The sequence below is a fragment of the Roseomonas nitratireducens genome, assembly GCF_017813355.1.
GTDB classification, from domain to species: domain Bacteria; phylum Pseudomonadota; class Alphaproteobacteria; order Acetobacterales; family Acetobacteraceae; genus Neoroseomonas; species Neoroseomonas nitratireducens.
Window position 1 is genome coordinate 13,867 of sequence record NZ_JAGIYZ010000033.1, and the last position, 17,575, is coordinate 31,441.

Annotated in this window: 19 protein-coding genes; 4 read left to right on the forward strand and 15 right to left on the reverse strand. The window is 72.9% G+C overall.

Going from position 1 to position 17,575, the window contains the following annotated elements; all coding sequences use genetic code 11:
* Nucleotides 1-4 precede the first annotated feature (4 nt).
* The 6 genes from J5Y09_RS22205 to J5Y09_RS22230 form a co-directional block, all read right to left on the reverse strand.
* Nucleotides 5-667 carry a CatB-related O-acetyltransferase gene (locus J5Y09_RS22205; RefSeq protein ID WP_209354047.1) on the reverse strand — a complete coding sequence of 221 codons (663 nt, stop codon included), beginning with the start codon at nt 665-667 and terminating at the stop codon, nt 5-7.
* Nucleotides 664-1,815, reverse strand: coding sequence for an MFS transporter (locus J5Y09_RS22210; RefSeq protein WP_209354048.1), 1,152 nt, complete (start codon nt 1,813-1,815; stop codon nt 664-666). The genes J5Y09_RS22205 and J5Y09_RS22210 overlap by 4 nt, the downstream gene beginning before the upstream one ends.
* 253 nt (nt 1,816-2,068) lie before the next feature.
* Entirely contained in the window at nt 2,069-3,799 is a 1,731-nt protein-coding gene (locus tag J5Y09_RS22215) for an ABC transporter ATP-binding protein (protein WP_209354049.1), read from the reverse strand.
* Between the two features lie 489 nt (nt 3,800-4,288).
* A complete protein-coding gene (locus tag J5Y09_RS22220; RefSeq protein ID WP_209354050.1) occupies nt 4,289-5,560 on the reverse strand; it encodes a CCA tRNA nucleotidyltransferase in 1,272 nt (423 codons plus the stop codon).
* A complete protein-coding gene (locus J5Y09_RS22225) occupies nt 5,557-5,805 on the reverse strand; it encodes a DUF6111 family protein (RefSeq protein ID WP_209354051.1) in 249 nt (82 codons plus the stop codon). Before J5Y09_RS22225 ends, J5Y09_RS22220 begins: the two co-directional genes overlap by 4 nt.
* Nucleotides 5,806-5,893: 88 nt before the next feature.
* Nucleotides 5,894-6,622: an aspartate/glutamate racemase family protein gene (locus J5Y09_RS22230; protein ID WP_209354052.1), complete on the reverse strand. Its 729-nt coding sequence runs from the start codon at nt 6,620-6,622 to the stop codon at nt 5,894-5,896.
* A 464-nt stretch (nt 6,623-7,086) separates the two neighbouring features.
* Here J5Y09_RS22230 and J5Y09_RS22235 point away from each other — a divergent pair, with 464 nt between their 5' ends.
* From J5Y09_RS22235 to J5Y09_RS22245, 3 genes are all read left to right on the forward strand, one after another.
* Entirely contained in the window at nt 7,087-7,758 is a 672-nt protein-coding gene (locus J5Y09_RS22235) for a hypothetical protein (protein ID WP_209354053.1), read from the forward strand.
* Nucleotides 7,759-7,958: 200 nt separating this feature from the next.
* The gene (locus J5Y09_RS22240) at nt 7,959-8,723 is read left to right on the forward strand and encodes a 3-ketoacyl-ACP reductase (protein ID WP_209354054.1); all 765 of its coding nucleotides are present in this window, start codon (nt 7,959-7,961) and stop codon (nt 8,721-8,723) included.
* Nucleotides 8,723-9,157 (forward strand): MaoC family dehydratase, encoded by a 435-nt coding sequence (locus tag J5Y09_RS22245; RefSeq protein ID WP_245217331.1) that lies wholly within the window; start codon nt 8,723-8,725, stop codon nt 9,155-9,157. Before J5Y09_RS22240 ends, J5Y09_RS22245 begins: the two co-directional genes overlap by 1 nt.
* A 4-nt stretch (nt 9,158-9,161) precedes the next feature.
* Here J5Y09_RS22245 and J5Y09_RS22250 read toward each other — a convergent pair whose 3' ends face one another.
* Nucleotides 9,162-9,560: a hypothetical protein gene (locus tag J5Y09_RS22250; protein WP_209354055.1), complete on the reverse strand. Its 399-nt coding sequence runs from the start codon at nt 9,558-9,560 to the stop codon at nt 9,162-9,164.
* Between the two features lie 108 nt (nt 9,561-9,668).
* On the opposite strand from J5Y09_RS22250, the gene J5Y09_RS22255 reads away from it, so the two are divergent.
* A complete protein-coding gene (locus J5Y09_RS22255; RefSeq protein ID WP_245217332.1) occupies nt 9,669-10,457 on the forward strand; it encodes a helix-turn-helix transcriptional regulator in 789 nt (262 codons plus the stop codon).
* On the opposite strand, the gene J5Y09_RS22260 is transcribed toward J5Y09_RS22255, so the two are convergent.
* From J5Y09_RS22260 to J5Y09_RS22295, 8 genes are all read right to left on the reverse strand, one after another.
* Complete coding sequence (locus J5Y09_RS22260) at nt 10,458-11,234, reverse strand: potassium channel family protein (protein WP_209354057.1); 777 nt, start codon at nt 11,232-11,234, stop codon at nt 10,458-10,460.
* 6 nt (nt 11,235-11,240) lie between these two features.
* Entirely contained in the window at nt 11,241-12,140 is a 900-nt protein-coding gene (locus J5Y09_RS22265) for an NAD(P)-dependent oxidoreductase (protein ID WP_209354058.1), read from the reverse strand.
* Between the two features lie 5 nt (nt 12,141-12,145).
* Entirely contained in the window at nt 12,146-13,096 is a 951-nt protein-coding gene (locus tag J5Y09_RS22270) for a Bug family tripartite tricarboxylate transporter substrate binding protein (RefSeq protein ID WP_209354059.1), read from the reverse strand.
* Nucleotides 13,097-13,159: 63 nt separating this feature from the next.
* Nucleotides 13,160-14,038 (reverse strand): 3-hydroxybutyryl-CoA dehydrogenase, encoded by an 879-nt coding sequence (locus tag J5Y09_RS22275; protein ID WP_209354060.1) that lies wholly within the window; start codon nt 14,036-14,038, stop codon nt 13,160-13,162.
* Between the two features lie 106 nt (nt 14,039-14,144).
* Nucleotides 14,145-15,068 carry an electron transfer flavoprotein subunit alpha/FixB family protein gene (locus tag J5Y09_RS22280; RefSeq protein ID WP_209354061.1) on the reverse strand — a complete coding sequence of 308 codons (924 nt, stop codon included), beginning with the start codon at nt 15,066-15,068 and terminating at the stop codon, nt 14,145-14,147.
* A gap of 2 nt (nt 15,069-15,070) precedes the next feature.
* Nucleotides 15,071-15,820 carry an electron transfer flavoprotein subunit beta/FixA family protein gene (locus J5Y09_RS22285; protein ID WP_209354062.1) on the reverse strand — a complete coding sequence of 250 codons (750 nt, stop codon included), beginning with the start codon at nt 15,818-15,820 and terminating at the stop codon, nt 15,071-15,073.
* 96 nt (nt 15,821-15,916) lie between these two features.
* On the reverse strand, nt 15,917-16,111 hold the full coding sequence (locus tag J5Y09_RS22290) for a twin transmembrane helix small protein (RefSeq protein ID WP_209354063.1): 195 nt from the start codon (nt 16,109-16,111) through the stop codon (nt 15,917-15,919).
* A 20-nt stretch (nt 16,112-16,131) separates the two neighbouring features.
* Nucleotides 16,132-17,340 (reverse strand): MFS transporter, encoded by a 1,209-nt coding sequence (locus J5Y09_RS22295; RefSeq protein ID WP_209354064.1) that lies wholly within the window; start codon nt 17,338-17,340, stop codon nt 16,132-16,134.
* Nucleotides 17,341-17,575: the final 235 nt, after the last annotated feature.

Sequence of the window (17,575 nt, forward strand, 5' to 3'; positions counted from 1 at the left end):
CGATTCATTCGCTCCGCGCGCGGAGTTCGAGTGCGGCGACATCCCCCTTCACCAGCGCGGGGATGGCGCGCGCGACGCGGTCCGCCGGCCAGTCCCACCAGGCGATGGCGAGCAGCCGCGCGACCGTCGCCTCGTCGAAGCGCATGCGCACCACGCGCGCCGGATTGCCGGCGACGACCGCATAGGGCGGCACGTCCTTCGCCACCACGGCGCGCGCGGCGACGACGGCGCCATGGCCGATGGTGACACCCGGCAGCACCAGGCATTCCGTGCCGAGCCAGACATCATGGCCGATGGCGATGTCGCCGCCGCCGCGCCACGGGTAGTCGACCAGCGGCAGCGCATCGGCGAAGGCGCCGCCCAGGATGCCGAAGGGATAGGTGGAAGGCCCCGCCATGGCGTGGTTGGCGCCGGGCATCAGGAAGGTCGCGCGATGCGCGATGGCGCACCACCGCCCGATCGACAGCCGCGCCTCGCCGTAGTTGTAGCGCACGCACAGGTCGAGGAAGCGCAGCGCGGCGTCCGGATCGTGGTCGTGGTAGTAGGAGAAGTCGCCCGCGGTGACGTTCGCGACCTGCGGATGCCGCGCGAGCAGCGGCTTGAGGAACACCACGCCCGGGGAGGCCGGGATCGGGTGCAGCGTGTCCGGGTCGGGCGTCGCGGTCATGCCTCCCTCCGCGCCATGACGCGCAGATAGGCGGCCAGCGCGGCCAGCGCCACCGCCAGGAACCCCACCCCCGCGAGCAGCGGCGCTGCGGGTGCGCCGGTGACGTCCCGCGCCAGCCCCGCCAGCGGCGGCAGGACGGCGAGCGATCCGTAGAACAGCGTGTAGTGCACCCCCATGCCGAAGGCGCGCGAGGCCGGCGACAGCGCGCGCCCGACCATCGCCATCACCAGGCTCGCCGGCGGGGCCGTCAGCACCCCGAACAGCGTCAGGAACACCCAGGGCGACAGCCCCGCGACGACCGCCAGCAGGCAGCCCGCCATGCCGAGCATGCAGCCGACCGTCACCGCCACCGGCCGCCCGGCGCGCTCGGCCAGCGCGCCCCCCATCGGCAGCAGCGGCAGGATGGCGAAGCCGATCAGGGACGTGACCGCGCCCGCCGCTTCCACCCCCCAGCCGCGCGCGACGAGGAAGGCCGGCGCGAAGCCCAGCGCCACGACATAGGCGGCGTTGTAGAAGCCCCAGACGCTGCCCGCCGTCAGCAACGGCGCCCATTCGCCGCGCAGCAGCCCGCCCCGCCGCGCCGGCGCGGCGCCCGCACCTTCCCCGCGCGGCAGCGCCAGCAGCAGCGGCACGAAGGAAGCGAGGCACACCGCGGCCGAAAGCCACAGCCCCGCGCGCCAATCCCCGCCCAGCATCGGCAGCACCAGCAGCGCGATCCCGATCCCGCAGGGCCAGGCCATCAGCATCAGCCCGAGCGCGGGTGCGAGCGACGCGCCCGAGAAGCGGTCCAGCACCATCTTGGCGCAGGCGATCGCCAGCAGCGCGCCGCCGACGCCCGAGACGAGCCGCCCGGCCATCGCCATGCCGAAGCCTTCCGCCAGCGCCAGCACCGCCCCGCCGGCGGCCATCAGCCCGACGCCGGCCAGCAGCACGCGCCGGTCCCCCAGCCGCGCCATCACCCAGCCCGCCGGAAGTGCCACGAAGACGCCGGCCAGCGAATAGGCGCCGATCAGCGATCCGAGCTCCGTCCAATCCGCCGCCAGCGTGCCGATCAGCAGCGGGCCGAGCGCGCCCACCACCTGGAACTGCGCGCCCATCGCCACGCGGGACGCGGCCAGCACAAGCAGGTCGAACCAGCGGCTGCGCATCACCCCGCGCGCCTCAGCGATGATCGCGGAAGGACGGCGCCAGACCGTCGGCAGGACGCACCGACCTGCGGTCGGCGCATGCCGGCCAAGGCCGCGACTGCGGTCCGCCGCATGTGCGGCGAGCCCCGCGCGCGGAGCGCGAGCCCGGCGTCGGCCGGCACGAAAGGGATACCGACACCTCGCCGAAGGCGGCCGCTGGCATCATGCGCGCTCTCCCAGGATGGCGTCGGTCCCGGCCACGCGCGCGGGGCCGCTACCCGAAGGCCTGGGTGCGCACGAGCCTCGCATAGAGCCCATCGGCCGCCATCAGCTCGGCATGCGTGCCCTGCTCGACCGCGCGGCCCTTCTCCATCACCACGATCCGGTCGGCGTCGCGCACGGTGGCGAGCCGATGCGCGATCACCAGCGTGGTGCGGCCCTGGCGCAGGCGATTGAGCGCCTGCTGCACCAGCGCCTCGTTCTCGGCGTCCAGCGCGCTCGTTGCCTCGTCCAGCAGCAGGATGCGCGGGTCGCGCAGCAGCGCGCGGGCCAGCGCGATGCGCTGCCGCTGCCCGCCCGACAGCCGCGACCCGGCCGGGCCCAGCACGCTGTCATAGCCCTCGGGCAGCGCCGCGATGAAGTCATGCGCGGCGGCGGCGCGGGCGGCGTCCTCCACCTGCGCGCGCGTCGCGCCCTCCCGCCCGCAGGCGATGTTGGCGAAGGCGGTGTCGTCGAAGATCACCGCCTCCTGCCCCACATAGGCGATGGCGTCGCGCAGGCTGGCGAGCGAAGCCGCGCGCGTGTCCGCGCCATCGACCAGCACCGCGCCCTCGGTCGCGTCGTACAGCCGCGGCACCAGCGCGATGGCGGTGGACTTCCCCGCCCCGGACGGCCCGACCAGCGCGACGGTCTGGCCGGGTTCCGCGACGAAGGACAGGCCGGCCAGCGCCGCATCCGGCACGCCCTCATACGTGAAGCCGACGCCGGCGAACTCAACCCGGCCATGGCCCGCCGGCAGCGCGGCCGCGCCCGGCGCATCCACCACGCGCCGGTCCGCATCCATCACGCCGAACACGCGCGACAGCCCCGCGAAGCCTTCCTGCATCGCCGCGTTCAGCGACCCCAGCGCCCGCACCGGGCGCGATGCGATCAGCAGCGCGGCGACGAAGCCGGTGAATTCCCCGAGCGTCCCCGCGCCGGACGACACGCGCCAGCCGACGAAGGCGATCACCGCGGCCACCGCGAGCCCGCCCAGCACCTCCAGCAGCGGGTCGAGCGAGGCGCGCGTGCGCGCGATGCCGTACAGGCTCTCCCGCAGCCGGGCGAACAGCCGCGCGGCGCGCGCTTCCTCCGCCGCCTCCAGCCGATAGGCGCGCACCACGCGCGCGGCGCCGAAGGATTCCGTCAGCGCGGCCGCCGCTTCGCCCACCCGTTCCTGCATGCCGCCCGAGGCGCGGCGGATGCGCTTGCCGAGCTTGAGGATCGGCAGGATCGCGAGCGGATAGAGCAGCGCCGCGACCAGCGACATCTGCCAGTCGAGCCAGACCATCGAGGCGACGAGCCCCACGACCGTCAGCGCATCGGCGACGGCGTTGATGGACTTGGTCAGCGCCTCCCGGATCAGCGCGGCATCGGTGGTGAAGCGCGCGGCATGCCGCGCCGGCGCCTCCCGCGCCACCATCGCGAGGTCGGCGCGCGTCAGCGCGCGGAACAGGTCGGATTGCAGCGCCTCGATCACCCGCAGCACCACGGCCTGGATCGCCACCGCCTGGCCGAACTGCGCGGCGGCCTTCAGCGCCGTCACCACCACCACCACGATCGGGACCAGCCACAGCCCGTCATGCTGGCCGGAGGTGAAGCGGTCGAAGGCCTGCTGGATCACGACCGGATAGAGCGCGGTCATGCCCGCGACGCCGAAGGTGCAGAGCAGCGCGATGGCGATGCCGCGGCGATGCAAGGCGACATAGCCGCGCCAGAGGCGGCGCAGGAGGGCGGAGGAGGTCATGCGGGGGAAGGGGATAGGGCAGAACGGCCACGGACGGAATGCGAGGGGCGGCAGGGGCCGCGCGACGGTGCCGCGAGGGGGCAGCCCCTCGCGCTCCCCCGGCAGGGGGCAGGGTCCGCGCGGTGGTGCGGCGAGGGGGCCAGCCCCCTCGCGCTCCCCCGGCAGGGGACAGTGTCCGTGCGGCGGTGCGGCGAGGGGGCCAGCCCCCTCGCGCTCCCCCGGCAGGGGACAGTGTCCCCTGCACCCGCCGGGACTTGGCGCGCGGCCTTGGGAAGGCGTCGCAACGGGGCGGGGAAGCATCACGCGGCCGTCCCGATCATGTCATGGGGCGAGACTTGCCGGGCGCGTTCGGGATGTGCTAGTTCTTGTTTCGTTCCGGTGAAGGCGGCGGGGCCGGATCCCCCACTCTCCCCCGAGTGCGGCCCCGCCGCCGGTCCCATCAAGGCGCGCGGCCCCGCCGTCGGTCCCATCGAAGCGCACGGCCCCGCCTCAGAGCTGCCGCCGCGCCTCGTCCAGCATCTCCTCCCGCGTCGCCACGCAGCCGCCCGCCAGCCAGGCTTCGCGCAACGCCCCCAGCAGCCGCCCGACCGCGGGGCCCGGCGGGACGCCTTCCGCCAGCAGGTCCCGGCCGAGCAGCGGGAAGACCGGCACCTCCGTCGCCGCGATCCGCGCCCGCAGCGCGCTCCGGTCGCGCCCGTCCCGCGCCTCGGCAAGCCAGGCCTCGGCCTCGATCTCGCCCAGGCTCGCCTCCGTCCGCCGCGCGAGGAAAAGGCGGAGCCCCCTGCCGTCGAGCGCAGGGTCCAGCAGCGGGAGATCGGTGAATCCCGCGAGCCAGGCGATCCTCTCCCCCTCCGCGGCCAGGTTGGCCAGCGCCGCGCCCTCGGCCCCCGAAAGCTTCAGCCTGGACCGAATCGACGCCGCCTCCCTGCGCCCATCCTCCGGCAGCAGGGCCGCGATCCGCAGCAGCGGATCCGCCGGCGCCCCGGCCGCCACCAGCCGCCGCAGCGCCGCCAGCCCGTGCCGCTCGCCGGCGCCGACATCCCCCGCCTCCGGCAGCACCGCGCCAAGCACGCCCGTCTGCGCCATCAGTGCCAGCGTCGCCACGGGATCGGGCGCGGCGAGGATGCGCTTCAGCTCCATCCACACCCGCTCGGCCGACAGCCGCGCGAGGCCCGGCACGGCGCGGCGGATTGCCGCCACCGCCGCCGCATCCGGCGCGCCCCGCCCGTAGCGCGCCTGGAAGCGGAAGAAGCGCAGCGCGCGGAGATAATCCTCGGCGAGCCGCGTGTCCGGATCCCCCACGAAGCGCACGATCCCCGCGGCGAGGTCCGCCCGGCCGGCGAAATAGTCGTGCAGCAGCCCATCGGCGCCGAGCGACATGGCGTTGATGGTGAAGTCCCGCCGCGCCGCGTCCTCCCGCCAGTCGGTGGTCCAGGCGACCTCGGCATGGCGGCCATCGGTCACGATGTCCCGCCGCAGCGCGGTGATCTCCATCGGCATGCCGTGGCGCACCGCGGTGACCGTGCCGTGCGACAGGCCGGTCTCATGCACCGCGAAGCCGGCGGCAAGCAGCCGCCGCGCGGTCTCCTCCGGCGGCAGCGGGGCCGCGATGTCGATGTCGGCGGAAGCCAGCCCCGCCAGCGCATCGCGCACGCAGCCGCCGACCGCGCGCGCGCCGGGCAGGGCGGCCAGCGCCTCGGCCACCGGGGGCAGGTCGAGGAAGCCGGGGCGGGGCGCGATCGCGACCGGCGCCTGCCTCATCGCCGCGGCTCCGCATGGCCTGGCTCGACGCGCTCGCCTTCGATATGCGCGGGCACGTAGACCGTCCCGCGCGGCATGCTGCGCGACAGCCCGTACCAGAAGGCGCCGGCCAGCATCAGCGCGACGCCGATCGCCCCGAGCGCGAGCAGGATCGTGCTCGGCTGGGCCGAGGGGTTCATCCGCCGCCACAGCCCATAGGCCGCGAAGGGCAGCAGGAAGAGCAGCGCCTCGATCAGGTAGGCCACGGCATGATCCGCTGAGGGTGCGGCACAGGATGGGCGCGGCGGCCCGCCGCGTCATCCCCGCGCGAGCGGCCCATCCGCCCGCGCCATGTCATGCCCGCCCGTAGAGCGAAGCGACGTCCTCCGCGAAGCCGGTCAGCGCGCGGGCGCGGCGTGGGCGCGGGCTGCGCGGCATCAGGCCGGCCATCGCCTCGGCCAGCCGCACCGCCGCCTGGGTGCCGTCCAGCAGCGGCACGGCGACGCGCGGCTGCAGCAGCGGCGCGATGCCGGCCAGCGGCCCGCCGGCCAGGATGATCGCCTCCGCCCCGTCCTGCTCCGCGCTTTCGGCGCAGAGCGCGGCCAGCAGGTCGAGCCGTTCTTCCGCCACGCGCCCCGGATCGCCCGCGAAGGGCGGGCCCATGCGGAAGCCGGCGCAGCGCGCCGTCAGGCCGTGATGGGCCAGGCATTCCTCGAACATCGGCCGCAGCGCGGCGGTGAAGGAGACGACGCCGAAGCGCCGGCCGAGCATGCAGGCGGCGTGGAAGGCGGCCTCGCTGATGCCGAGCACGGGGACGTCCACCAGTTCCTTCGCCGCGTCGAGCCCCGGATCGCCGAAGCAGGCGATCACCGCCGCGTCGTAGGTGCCGCGCCGCGCGGCGAGCGCCGCGAGCGTCGCCGGCCCCGCCACCAGCCAATCCGCCCGGGTGACGATCAGCGGCAGGCCGAAGGGGGCGGAGACCGCCTCGATCTCCGTCCCCGGGGAGGCGACGGCGCGTGCGGCCGCGCCGATCCGGTCGGTGACCGAATCGGTCGTGTTCGAGTTGATCACGAGGATGCGCATTGTTTCGACCCGCTCATGTTGCACCGCACACCTACCCGGTTGACCGGATGCGTTAATGCCTTGTCAGATCACGCCGCTCAGTTCGGGGCAACGTCCAGGAAAACGGCGCCGGTCAACGGCGTGGGGCCCGCTCCGCCAGATGGCGGGGCGGGCCTTTGCATGTCGGGGCCAGCGCGTCGCCGCCGGTTGCGCACGAGCCGATCGGGAATCGCGATTCGGCGGAACAGGATATCCGGCCATGCGGCCCGGCCCGACCGGATCGGGCCCGATCACCGGCCGATCGGGCGGCGTCACGCCTGATCCGCCCCGCGCCACCTCGCCGGTGCCGGGACGAAGCAGCCCGCACGCCGCGCCTCGCGATCCGGGCGCGCCGGAAGCCTTCATTCGCGCAGCGTATCGCGCGTCACATCGTTTCGCGAACGTCCTCGGCGATAACGCGTCCAGCCTCGAACCGCGAAGGATGGATGGACGTGAACTTCAAGCGTGGCCGCCAGGTGATCCTGCACGATCCGAGGCTGAACCATTCCAGCACGAACGGTTACGGGCCGCCGACCACGGAACTTCCCGTCGGGGCGCCGGACCGGATCGTCGCGCCGAAATCCTGGTGGACACGTCGCGCCCGTCCGGACGAGCTGACCAGCACGCTGGTCAAGGCGGTCGCGACGCGCTGCCAGAACGCGCAGGAGATGCACGGGTACGGAGCCTTCGACGCCCTTCACATCATGGCGCATGGCACCCGGGACTTCGTGCAGATCGGGGTCTTCAATCTCGAGATGCGCAACGCGCAGTGCTTCTCCGCCCTGGCGGGCCTGTTCAGATATATCGTGTTCCACTCCTGCCTCGTCGGCCAGCCGCCGATGGGCAGCATCCCGGACTTGAATCTTCCGACCTCCGAATCCCTCCTCGCGAGAGATCTGTCGCGTCGCACGAATGCAGAAGTGATCGTCGCGCGGGAACTCCAGGAATACACCGTCAGGCCGATCGGCGAGACCGGATACTTCGAGCTGGACTTCGGAAACTGGGAAGGTCCGGTCGATATGTACGATTCCGGCAGGCGAATTCGGACCCATCACAGCACCGAGGAGACGCCGTTCGACCTCGAGCAGCGCATCTTCCCGCCAGGACGGGGCGCGTAGGCCGCGCCGGCCTTCGCCCGGGCGGCGCCGGATCGGACATCCTCGCTCGCCGCGCGCGGGCCGGGCTGGCGGCTTCCGCGCCTTGCGGCCACCATCCTCGGCACGACGTCCGAAGGGCTGGATCCCGGCAGCGGGACCCGGCGCCTCCGGCGCGGCGTGAACCAGGACCGGAGGAAGACCATGGCGAGGAAACTGTCCCGATGAGGCCCGCCGCACTCGTCACCGGCGCGCGGCGCGGCATCGGCCGCGCCACCTGCGTCGCCCTGGCGGAAAAGGGCTTCGACGTTGTCGGCGCCGACATCAGCGAGGAAGGTGCCGCCCAGACGCGCGCGGGGGTGGAGGCCGCGGGCCGCGCCTTCGCCTTCGTCAGGGCCGATATCGGCGACGTCGCGGCGCATGCCGCGCTGGTCGATGCCGCCTGGGGCGCCTTCGGCGGGCTCGAATGCCTGGCGAACGTCGCCGGCGTGCAGGTCGCGACCCGCCAGGACATGCTGGAGACGACACCCGAATCCTGGGACCGGCTGCTCGACGTGAACGCGCGCGGCACCTTCTTCCTCAGCCAGGCCGTGGCGAAGCGCATGATCGCGCCGGGCGCGCCCGTGCGCGGGCATCGCAGCCTCGCCTTCGTCTCCTCGGTGAACGCGGTGATGGCCTCGCTGAACCGGGCCGAATACTGCGTGTCCAAGGCGGGCGTGACGATGATCGCGCGGCTGTTCGCCATGCGGCTCGCCGAACACGGCATCAACACCTACGACATCCAGCCGGGGATGATCCGCACCGACATGACGAAGGAGGTGTGGGACCGCTACGCGGCGCAGATCGAGGGCGGCCTCGTGCCGATCCGCCGCTGGGGAGAGGCCGAGGATATCGGCCGCGCCATCGCCACGCTCGCCGCCGGCGCGATGCCCTATTCGACCGGGCATTCCTTCCCCGTCGACGGCGGCCTGCTGATGCCGCGCTTCTGATGGCGCCGCTGCGCTTCGACGCGATCGAGGAAGGGCTCGTCTTCGCCACGCCCGGGATCACGGTGACCGAGGGCCACATCCTCGGCTTCGCCGGGCTGACCGGCGACTTCTACGATATCCACATGGACGACGAGTATGCGCGCGGCCTGGGCTATCCCGGGCGCGTCGCGCATGGGCTGCTCGGGCTCGCCTTGTGCGACGGGCTGAAGAACCGGGCGGAGACGCGCTTCGCGGCGATCGTCTCGCTCGGCTGGCGGTGGAAGTTCACCGGGCCGATCCTGGTGGGGGACCGCATCGCGGCGGAGGTGCGCGTCGCGTCGAAACGCCCGACGCGCAAGCCCGACCGCGGCATCGTCACCCTCGCCTTCCTGCTGCGCAACCAGCGCGGGGAGACGGTGCAGGAAGGCGAGAACGACCTGATGGTCTGGCGATGAGGCTTCAGGCCGCGCGCGCCGCGCGCCGCATCGCCAGGATGTAGAGTTCGGCGAAGACCGCGACCGCGACGGCCTGCGCCGCCAGGAAGGCGATTCCCCATCCGTTCGGCGCGACCAGGCCGAGCAGCGGCAGCGCCGCGCATTCCACCGCCCAGAGCAGGTTGCCCGCGGCGAGCAGCCCGACCATCCAGCGCGGCACCGCACGCCGCGCGGCGAGCCAGGCGAGCAGCCCCGCATAGGGCAGGAAGAACAGCCCCGCGGCGAGCAGCAGGCCGTGGGGCAGGGCGGTCGCCTGCGCGATCGCCGCGGGTGCGACGACCAGCGCGAGGCCGCTCGCGCCGCTCGTCGCGGCGTCGGCCAGCAGGGCGGTGCGCAGCAGGCCTGTCGTGGGAATGCTCGGCATGGGGCTCTCCTCGGTTCCGATGCCCCATCCGTGCCAGGGCGGACGCGGCGGCGCGATTACCTCGGAGGTCATCGGCGCGCGACGCGGCGGCATGGCAGGATGCGCCGCATGAGCGATTTCGGACCCATGCTGCGCGAATGGCGCACCCGCCGGCGGCGCAGCCAGCTCGACCTGGCGCTGGAGGCGGAGATCTCCCAGCGCCACCTGTCCTTCGTCGAATCCGGCCGCGCGCGGCCGAGCCGGGAGATGGTGCTGCGCCTGGCCGAGCACCTGTCCGTGCCGCTGCGCGCGCGCAACGCGCTGCTCGTCGCCGCAGGCCATGCGCCGGAATACGGCGAACGCGCGATCGACGATCCCGCGCTGCGCCCGGCGATGGAGGCGGTGCGCATGATCCTCGCCGGCCACGAGCCCTATCCCGCGCTCGCGGTGGACCGGCACTGGACGCTGGTCGCGGCGAACCGGATCGCGGCGCGGCTGATGGACGGCGTCGCCCCCGCGCTCGCCACGCCGCCGGTCAACGTGCTGCGGCTCAGCCTGCATCCCGAAGGGCTCGCGCCGCGCATCGCCAACCTGCGCGCCTGGAAGACGCATATCCTCGACCGGCTGCGGCGCGACGCGGAGGTCTCCGCCGATCCCGCGCTGCTCGCGCTGATGGAGGAGGTGGCGCGCTACCCGGCCGGGCAGGACCCGCCGCCGGGGATGGCCGAGCGCGAGCGCGCGCTGATCGCCATGCCGCTGCGGCTGCGCGCCCCCGGCGGCGGGGAACTCGCCTTCATCGGCACCACGACGGTGTTCGGCACGGCGACCGACGTGATGCTGGCCGAACTGACGCTCGAGACCTTCTTCCCGGCGGATGAGGAGACCGCGGCCGCGCTGCGCGCCATGGCCGCGGCGTGATCACTCCCGCCCCTCGTCGGGGATGTTCAGCAGCGTGCCGCAGGCCTTGCAGTGCACCGCGTCCGGCTCGTGCCGCGACAGCCCGCAGGACGGGCAGGCGAAGCGCACCTTGGATGGCCGGAACAGCGCCTGCGCCAGCCGCAGGAACAGCGTCACGCCGGCGATCATGATGACGACGGAAATCAGCCGCCCCGTCGTCCCCGGCAGGGTGATGTCCCCGAAGCCGGTCGTCGTCAGCGCCGTGACGGTGAAGTACAGCGCATCGGCGTAGTGCGAGATCTGCTCGTTGTGCGCGTGCTGCGTCTCATACACCAGCGCCGTCATGACGAAGATGAAGACGAGCAGGTGCGTCGCCGCGAGGAAGGCTTCCTCATGCCGGCGGAAGAAGGCGAAGTCCCGCCGCAGCACCCCGAGCATGCGGTAGGAATGCACCAGCCGCAGCGTCCGCAGCACGCGCAGGAAGCCCAGCCCTTCGCCCGCCAGCGGCGCGAGGAAGGAGGCGATGGCCAGCGCGTCCACGAGCGAGGCCGGGCGCAGCGCTTCCCGCCACGGGACGCGGCTGGCCGCGACGCGGGCGGCGAATTCGCCCACCAGCACCAGGCCCACCAGCACGTCCACCGCCTCGACGGCGAGGCTGCGCGGCAGGAAGGAGGTGGCGATGACGAAGCCGATCGTCGCCAGGTCGAAGGCCAGCACGCCGTAGCGGAAGCGGCAGGCATCCGCCTGCGTGCCGTGGTAGAGGTGATGGAGACGCCCGCGCAGCGAGGACGGCTCCATCGCCGTTCAGCCCTTCACGCCCGACAGTTCCGCGACCAGCGCGCCGATCGACGCGCAGTCGTCGCCCCCGCGCCCGGAATTCACCACCGCCTCCATCATCTGCGCGGCGAGCGCGGTCGATGGCGCGAAGACGCCGTTCTCCCGCACCGCGCCGAGCGCGAGGCGCATGTCCTTGCGCATCAGCTCCGCCCGGAAGCCCGGCTTGAAGTTGCCGTCCAGCATCCGCTTGGCGTGGCTTTCCAGCACGAAGGACCGCGCCGAGCCGCCGAGCAGCGCCTGGCGCATCAGCGCGGGGTCGAGCCCCGCCTTGCGGCCCATGGTCAGCGCTTCCGCCGCCGCCTGCATGGCCGCGACGATGATCAGCTGGTTGGCCGACTTGCAGATCTGCCCCGACCCGGCGGGGCCGAGCAGCGTGATGGTCTTGCCGACCGCGTCGAACACCGCGCGCGCGGCGGAAAACCCGGCATCGGCGCCGCCCACCATGCAGGTCAGCGTGCCGTCGATCGCGCCCTGCGGCCCGCCCGAGACCGGGCTGTCGAGCAGCACCACGCCGCGTTCGGCCATCCGCCGCGCGAAATCGGCGGATGCCGCGGCGGCGATGGTGGAGAAGTCGATCACCACCGTCCCGGCCGCGGCGCCGTGCACCACGCCGTCATCGCCGAACAGCACCGCCTCCACATCCGGCGTGTCGGGCACGCAGAGGCAGACGCAGGCGGCGCCGTCGGCGGCGTCCTGCGCCGTCGGCGCCCAGTCCGCGCCGGCGGCGAGCAGGGCTTCGGCCTTGTCCCGGCTGCGCGTGGACACGGTCAGGCGGAAGCCCGCCTTGAGGATGTTGGCGGCCATCGCCGCACCCATCACGCCCAGGCCGATGAAGGCGACGCGCGCGGGGGGAAGGATCGGGGTCATGCGGTTCAGCCTCGGAGTGCGGAGCGGATCGAGTCGAGCAGATTGTCCATCGCCTGCTGGAAGCCCGGCCCGTCGGCATAGCCGTCCGGTTCGCGGGAGCGTTCCATGAAGCGCTGCCATTGCGGCGCGGCCATCGCCTGGCGCATGCGCTGGTGGTGGTAGGCGGCGATCTCGTCGGTCAGCCCGGCGGGGCCGACCCAGCCCTTCATGTTCTCGGCCACCACGTTCCAGCCGAGCTCGCGGAAGGTGGGCACGTCGGGATAGGCGGGCGCGCGCTCGGGGCTCGCGATGGCCAGCACCTTGAGGTCGCCGGAATCGACCAGCCCCGCCATCTCCTCCGGCGCCGCGACGCCGCAATCGACCTGCCCCGCGACGATCGCCTGCATGGACGGCCCGCCGCCGGTGAAGGGCACGTGCAGGAACTGCGCGCCCGCCGCGCGGCCGAGCAGCAGGAAGATGGAATGCGTCAGCGTGCCGACGCCGGCCGAGGCATGGCTCACCGCCTCCGGCGCCTGGCGCGCGGCCGCCATCAGCGCGTTCACGTCGGCGAACTTCCCCCCGCGCCCCTTCACCACCAGGAACTGGCCGTGGCGCGTCAGGCGGATCACGGCGCGGAAGGAGCGCTTCGGGTCGTAGGGCACTTCGCGATGCGCGGGCACGCTCGTGCTCTCGGACCCGCCGGCGAGCAGCAGCGCATGGCCGTCGGGCGGCATGCGCGCCACCTGCTCGGCCGCCAGCGCCCCGCCGGCGCCGGGGCGGTTGATGACGACGAGCGGCACCGGATAGAGCGGTGCCGCGGCTTCCGCGATGGTGCGCGCGATGATGTCGCTGCCCCCGCCGGGCGCGAAGCCGGCGATCAGCTGGACGGGACGGCTCGGCTGCCAGGCGCCCTGCGCGCGCGCGATGGCGGGCAGGGCGAGCAGCCCGGTGGCGAGGACACGCCGCTGGATCTTCATCTCGTTCTCTCTCCCGGACGATGGCCGGAAGATCGCGCCGGCACCCCGCCGGCGCAAGGCGGGTCAGCGCGTCGGCGTCGGCGGGCTGGTCGAATAGTCGTAGAAGCCGCGCCCCGACTTCCGGCCGAGCCAGCCGGCCTCGACATACTTCGCCAGCAGCGGGGAAGGGCGGTACTTCGGATCGCCCAGGCCCTCGTGCAGCACCTTCATCACGCTCAGCAGCGTGTCGAGGCCGACGAAATCCGACAGCTCGAGCGGCCCCATCGGATGGTTGGCGCCGAGCTTCATGCCCTCGTCGATCGCGCGCACGTCGCCCACGCCTTCCATCAGCGCCTGGATCGCCTCGTTCAGCATGGGACACAGCACGCGGTTCACCACGAAGCCCGGCCAGTCCCCGGCCGCGACCGGCGCCTTGCCCATGCGCTTCGCCAGCGCTTCCACCGCCGCCGCCGTCGCGTCGTCGGTGGCCAGGCCGCGGATGATCTCGACCAGCTTCATCATCGGCACGGGGTTGAAGAAATGCATGCCGATGAAGCGCTGCGGGCGGTCGGTCGCGGCGGCGAGCCGCGTGATGGGGATCGACGAGGTGTTCGACGCGAGGATCGCGTCCGGCTTCAGCACCGATACCAGGCCCGCGAAGATCTTCTTCTTGATCTCCTCGTTCTCGGTCGCCGCCTCGATGACGATGTCGCAATCGGCGAAGCCGTCATTCGTCGTGGCGGTGGCGATGCGCGCCAGCGCGGCGGCCTTGTCCTCGGCCGTGATGATCGCCTTCTTCACCTGCCGGTCCATGTTGCCGGACATGGTCGCCATCGCCTTGTCGAGCGCGGGCTGGCTGACATCCATCAGCACGACGGACAGGCCGGACAATGCGGCGACATGCGCGATGCCGTTGCCCATGAGGCCGGCGCCGATGACGCCGACCTTCGCGATTTCAGCCATCACGGCCTCCTCAACAGGGTGAAAAAGAAAACGGGGGGAAGAGAACTTCCCCCCGTGCCCCCCAACCTTCTTTGTCGTTCCGCAAACAAGGCCGCGGGGGGCTGCGTCACTTCGAGAGTTCGGCTTCCAGTTCGGGGACCGCCTTGAAGAGGTCGGCCACCAGGCCGTAGTCGGCGACCTGGAAGATCGGCGCCTCCTCGTCCTTGTTGATGGCGACGATCACCTTGCTGTCCTTCATCCCTGCCAGGTGCTGGATGGCACCGGAGATGCCGACGGCGATATACAGGTCCGGCGCGACGATCTTGCCGGTCTGGCCGACCTGCATGTCGTTCGGCGCATAGCCCGCATCGACCGCGGCGCGGGAAGCACCCACGGCGGCGCCGAGCTTGTCGGCCACCTTCTCGATGATGGCGAAGTTCTCCGCACTCGCCATCGCGCGGCCGCCGGAGACGACGATGCGCGCGGCCGTCAGCTCCGGCCGCTCGGACTTCACGATCTCCGAACCCAGGAAGGTCGAAAGCCCCGGATCGGCGGCGGCGGGCGCCGCCTCGATCGGCGCGGACCCGCCCTCGGCCGGCACCGGGTCGAAGGACGCGGCGCGCACCGTGATCACCTTCGTCGCATCCGACGACTTCACCGTCGCCATCGCGTTGCCCGCATAGATCGGGCGGACGAAGGTGTCGGCATCCACCACGCCTGCGATGTCGGACAGGATCTGCACGTCGAGCAGCGCGGCGGCGCGCGGCATCACGTTCTTGCCCGCGGCGGAGGCCGGGGCGAGCAGGTGCGAATAGCCCGGCGCCAGCGCCACGATCAGCGCGGCCATCGGCTCGGCGAGCGCCGGGCCGCCCTCGGCCGTCAGCACCTTCGCCACGCCCGGCATCTTCGCCGCGGCGGACGCGGCGGCGGCGGCACCTTCGCCGGCCACCAGCACATGCACTTCCCCGAGCTTCTGCGCGGCGGCGACGGTGGACCGCGTCGGCTGGGACACGGCGCCGTCCTTGTGGTCGGCGAGAACGAGCACGGCCATGGTCAGATCACCTTCGCTTCGTTGCGCAGCGCCGCCACCAGTTCCTCGACCGAGCCGACCTTCCGGCCCGCCTGGCGCTTCGGCGGTTCCTCAACCTTCACCACGGTCAGCCGCGGCGTGACGTCGACGCCGAGATCGGCCGGCTTCACCGTCTCGATCGGCTTCTTGCGCGCCTTCATGATGTTGGGCAGCGACGCGTAGCGCGGCTCGTTCAGCCGCAGGTCGGTCGTCACGATCGCCGGCAGCTTGAGCGAGACGGTCTCGAGCCCGCCATCGACTTCGCGGGTCACCTTCAGCGCCTCGCCGTCCTTCTCGATCTTGGACGCGAAGGTGCCCTGGCCCCAGCCGAGAAGTGCTGCCAGCATCTGGCCCGTGGCGTTCATGTCGTCGTCGATCGCCTGCTTGCCGAGGATGACCAGCGCCGGCCCTTCCTTGGCGACGATCGCCTTGAGGATCTTCGCGACCGCGAGCGGTTCCAGCACGCCGTCATGCTCGACGAGGATGCCGCGGTCGGCGCCCATGGCGAGCGCGGTGCGGATCTGCTCCTGCGCCGCGGTGGGGCCGGCGGAGATGGCCACGATCTCGGTGGCGACCCCCTTCTCCTTCAGCCGCACGGCTTCCTCGACCGCGATCTCGTCGAAGGGGTTCATCGACATCTTGACGTTCGCGGTCTCGACGCCGGTGCCGTCCGCCTTCACGCGGACCTTCACGTTGTAGTCGACCACCCGCTTGACGGGGACCAGGACCTTCATTGTTCGACCGTGTGCCTTCCGGATGGGGCGTGCGGCCTGGCCGCACGCAGGGGGCGGAAAATACGGGGGCCGCCCGGTGGCGGCAAGTTCGTGGCGCTACCGCTTCACCAGCAGCAGCAGCAGCGCGAAAAGACCCAGGGCGAGGAACTGCAGCCCGATGCGCCAGCGCATCAGCCGGTTCGCCCGCCCGGAATTGCCGCTGCCGCCGGCCATGCCGAGCACGCCCGCGAGCAGCACGCCGAGCGTCGCCAGCATGGCCAGCCCGACGAGGATGGTGAGCACCGTGATCATGTCCCTCACCTAGCCCGGTTTCACGCCCTGGCAACACCCCCGGCGCCGCGCACCAGGGCTGCGCCGAGCAGGGCCGTCGCGGCGCACAGGCCGAAGCCCAGCGCGTAGCCGCCGCTCGCCTGCACCATCACCGAGAACAGCGGCGGGCCGACCAGCATGCAGGCGCCGAAGACGAAGCCGGTCGCGGCCGTGGTGGCCCCCACCTGGCCGGGGGGCGCGAGCCGCGCCGTCTCGGCCAGGAACACCCCGTTCCAGCCGATCGCCGTCGCCCCCATGCCCATCCCCGCCAGCGTCAGGATGAAGCCCGGCCAGTCGGGCCCGGCCAGCAGCAGCGCGAGCCCCGAGGCCGCCGCCGCCACCCCCAGCCCGCTCAGCACCGGCCCGGCGCCGACACGATCGGCCACCAGCCCCCAGAAGACCCGCCCGAAGACGCCGGCCGCCTGCGCCATGGCCAGGCGGAACCCGGCCTCGGTCAGCGGCACGCCGAGCGCTTCCACCTGGAACACCACGAAGAAGGACGAAAAGCAGAACTGGGAGACGCCATACAGCGCCGACATCGCCGTCATCCGCCGTAGCACCGGCATCTCCCGCAGGATGGACAGGCTGCCCAGCGCCGCCCGCCACACCGCCCGCAGGTCGCCCAGCGCCGCCGTCCGGTCCCGTTCCGCATCCAGCGGCCCGCGCAGCGGCTGCAGCACCAGCGCCGAGGCGGCGAGGAAGGCCGCGACCGACAGGATCCCCGCCCGCCAGCCATAGGCCTGCGCGACCAGCGGCGTGACGGCCGCGATCAGCATCGCCCCGGCCGGCACCCCGCATTGCTTCAGGCTGAAGATCAGCGCCCGCCGCCGCGCCGGGGCCTTCTGCGCGAGCAGATGGCTGCCCGCCGGCGTCACCGGCCCATGCCCCAGCCCGCAGGCGAGCGCCGAGGCGGCGAGTGCCACCGGATGCGGAATGACCGCCAGCGCCACCGCCAGGCCGCAGAACACCAGCCCGGCTTGCAGCACCCGGATCGCCCCGAAGCGGCGGATGAAGGCGCCGGCGAGCGGCCCCGAAACCAATGCCCCGGCATAGACCAGTGCCGTATGCACCCCGGCCAGTGCCGCAGGAATGCCCGCTTCGGCCGCTATCGCCGGCGCCAGGACGGGGACCGCGAGGAACACCCCCATCCCGGCGAGATGCGTGCCGAGCAGGGCGAGCATCACGGTCCAGACGGAAGGGGAGGCGTTCATGCTGCGCTGCGATGCTGGACCCGGGCGGCCCGCCCCGCAACCGGGGTCCGTGGCTTGACCGCGACCGGCCCGATGGGGTCCCTGCCGGCATGATCCGTTTTCGTTGGCTGTTCGCCCTTCCGTTGCTGCTCGCCCTGTCCGCCGCGGCGCAGACCGTGCCGGTCGAGGCGCCGGAGCCGGTCGCGCCCGCCGCCGAGGGCGCGCCCCGGCCGCCGAGCGCCGCCCCGCCGCGCCC

Coding starts and splice junctions, on each gene's coding strand:
- J5Y09_RS22230 (WP_209354052.1), bottom strand. CDS start 6,622: ATGCGCATCCTCGTGATCAACTCGAACACGACCGATTCGGTCACCGAC.
- J5Y09_RS22235 (WP_209354053.1), top strand. CDS start 7,087: ATGGACGTGAACTTCAAGCGTGGCCGCCAGGTGATCCTGCACGATCCG.
- J5Y09_RS22295 (WP_209354064.1), bottom strand. CDS start 17,340: ATGAACGCCTCCCCTTCCGTCTGGACCGTGATGCTCGCCCTGCTCGGC.
- J5Y09_RS22205 (WP_209354047.1), bottom strand. CDS start 667: ATGACCGCGACGCCCGACCCGGACACGCTGCACCCGATCCCGGCCTCC.
- J5Y09_RS22215 (WP_209354049.1), bottom strand. CDS start 3,799: ATGACCTCCTCCGCCCTCCTGCGCCGCCTCTGGCGCGGCTATGTCGCC.
- J5Y09_RS22280 (WP_209354061.1), bottom strand. CDS start 15,068: ATGGCCGTGCTCGTTCTCGCCGACCACAAGGACGGCGCCGTGTCCCAG.
- J5Y09_RS22290 (WP_209354063.1), bottom strand. CDS start 16,111: ATGATCACGGTGCTCACCATCCTCGTCGGGCTGGCCATGCTGGCGACG.
- J5Y09_RS22240 (WP_209354054.1), top strand. CDS start 7,959: ATGAGGCCCGCCGCACTCGTCACCGGCGCGCGGCGCGGCATCGGCCGC.
- J5Y09_RS22250 (WP_209354055.1), bottom strand. CDS start 9,560: ATGCCGAGCATTCCCACGACAGGCCTGCTGCGCACCGCCCTGCTGGCC.
- J5Y09_RS22220 (WP_209354050.1), bottom strand. CDS start 5,560: ATGAGGCAGGCGCCGGTCGCGATCGCGCCCCGCCCCGGCTTCCTCGAC.
- J5Y09_RS22270 (WP_209354059.1), bottom strand. CDS start 13,096: ATGAAGATCCAGCGGCGTGTCCTCGCCACCGGGCTGCTCGCCCTGCCC.
- J5Y09_RS22275 (WP_209354060.1), bottom strand. CDS start 14,038: ATGGCTGAAATCGCGAAGGTCGGCGTCATCGGCGCCGGCCTCATGGGC.
- J5Y09_RS22285 (WP_209354062.1), bottom strand. CDS start 15,820: ATGAAGGTCCTGGTCCCCGTCAAGCGGGTGGTCGACTACAACGTGAAG.
- J5Y09_RS22260 (WP_209354057.1), bottom strand. CDS start 11,234: ATGGAGCCGTCCTCGCTGCGCGGGCGTCTCCATCACCTCTACCACGGC.
- J5Y09_RS22255 (WP_245217332.1), top strand. CDS start 9,669: ATGAGCGATTTCGGACCCATGCTGCGCGAATGGCGCACCCGCCGGCGG.
- J5Y09_RS22245 (WP_245217331.1), top strand. CDS start 8,723: ATGGCGCCGCTGCGCTTCGACGCGATCGAGGAAGGGCTCGTCTTCGCC.
- J5Y09_RS22265 (WP_209354058.1), bottom strand. CDS start 12,140: ATGACCCCGATCCTTCCCCCCGCGCGCGTCGCCTTCATCGGCCTGGGC.
- J5Y09_RS22210 (WP_209354048.1), bottom strand. CDS start 1,815: ATGCGCAGCCGCTGGTTCGACCTGCTTGTGCTGGCCGCGTCCCGCGTG.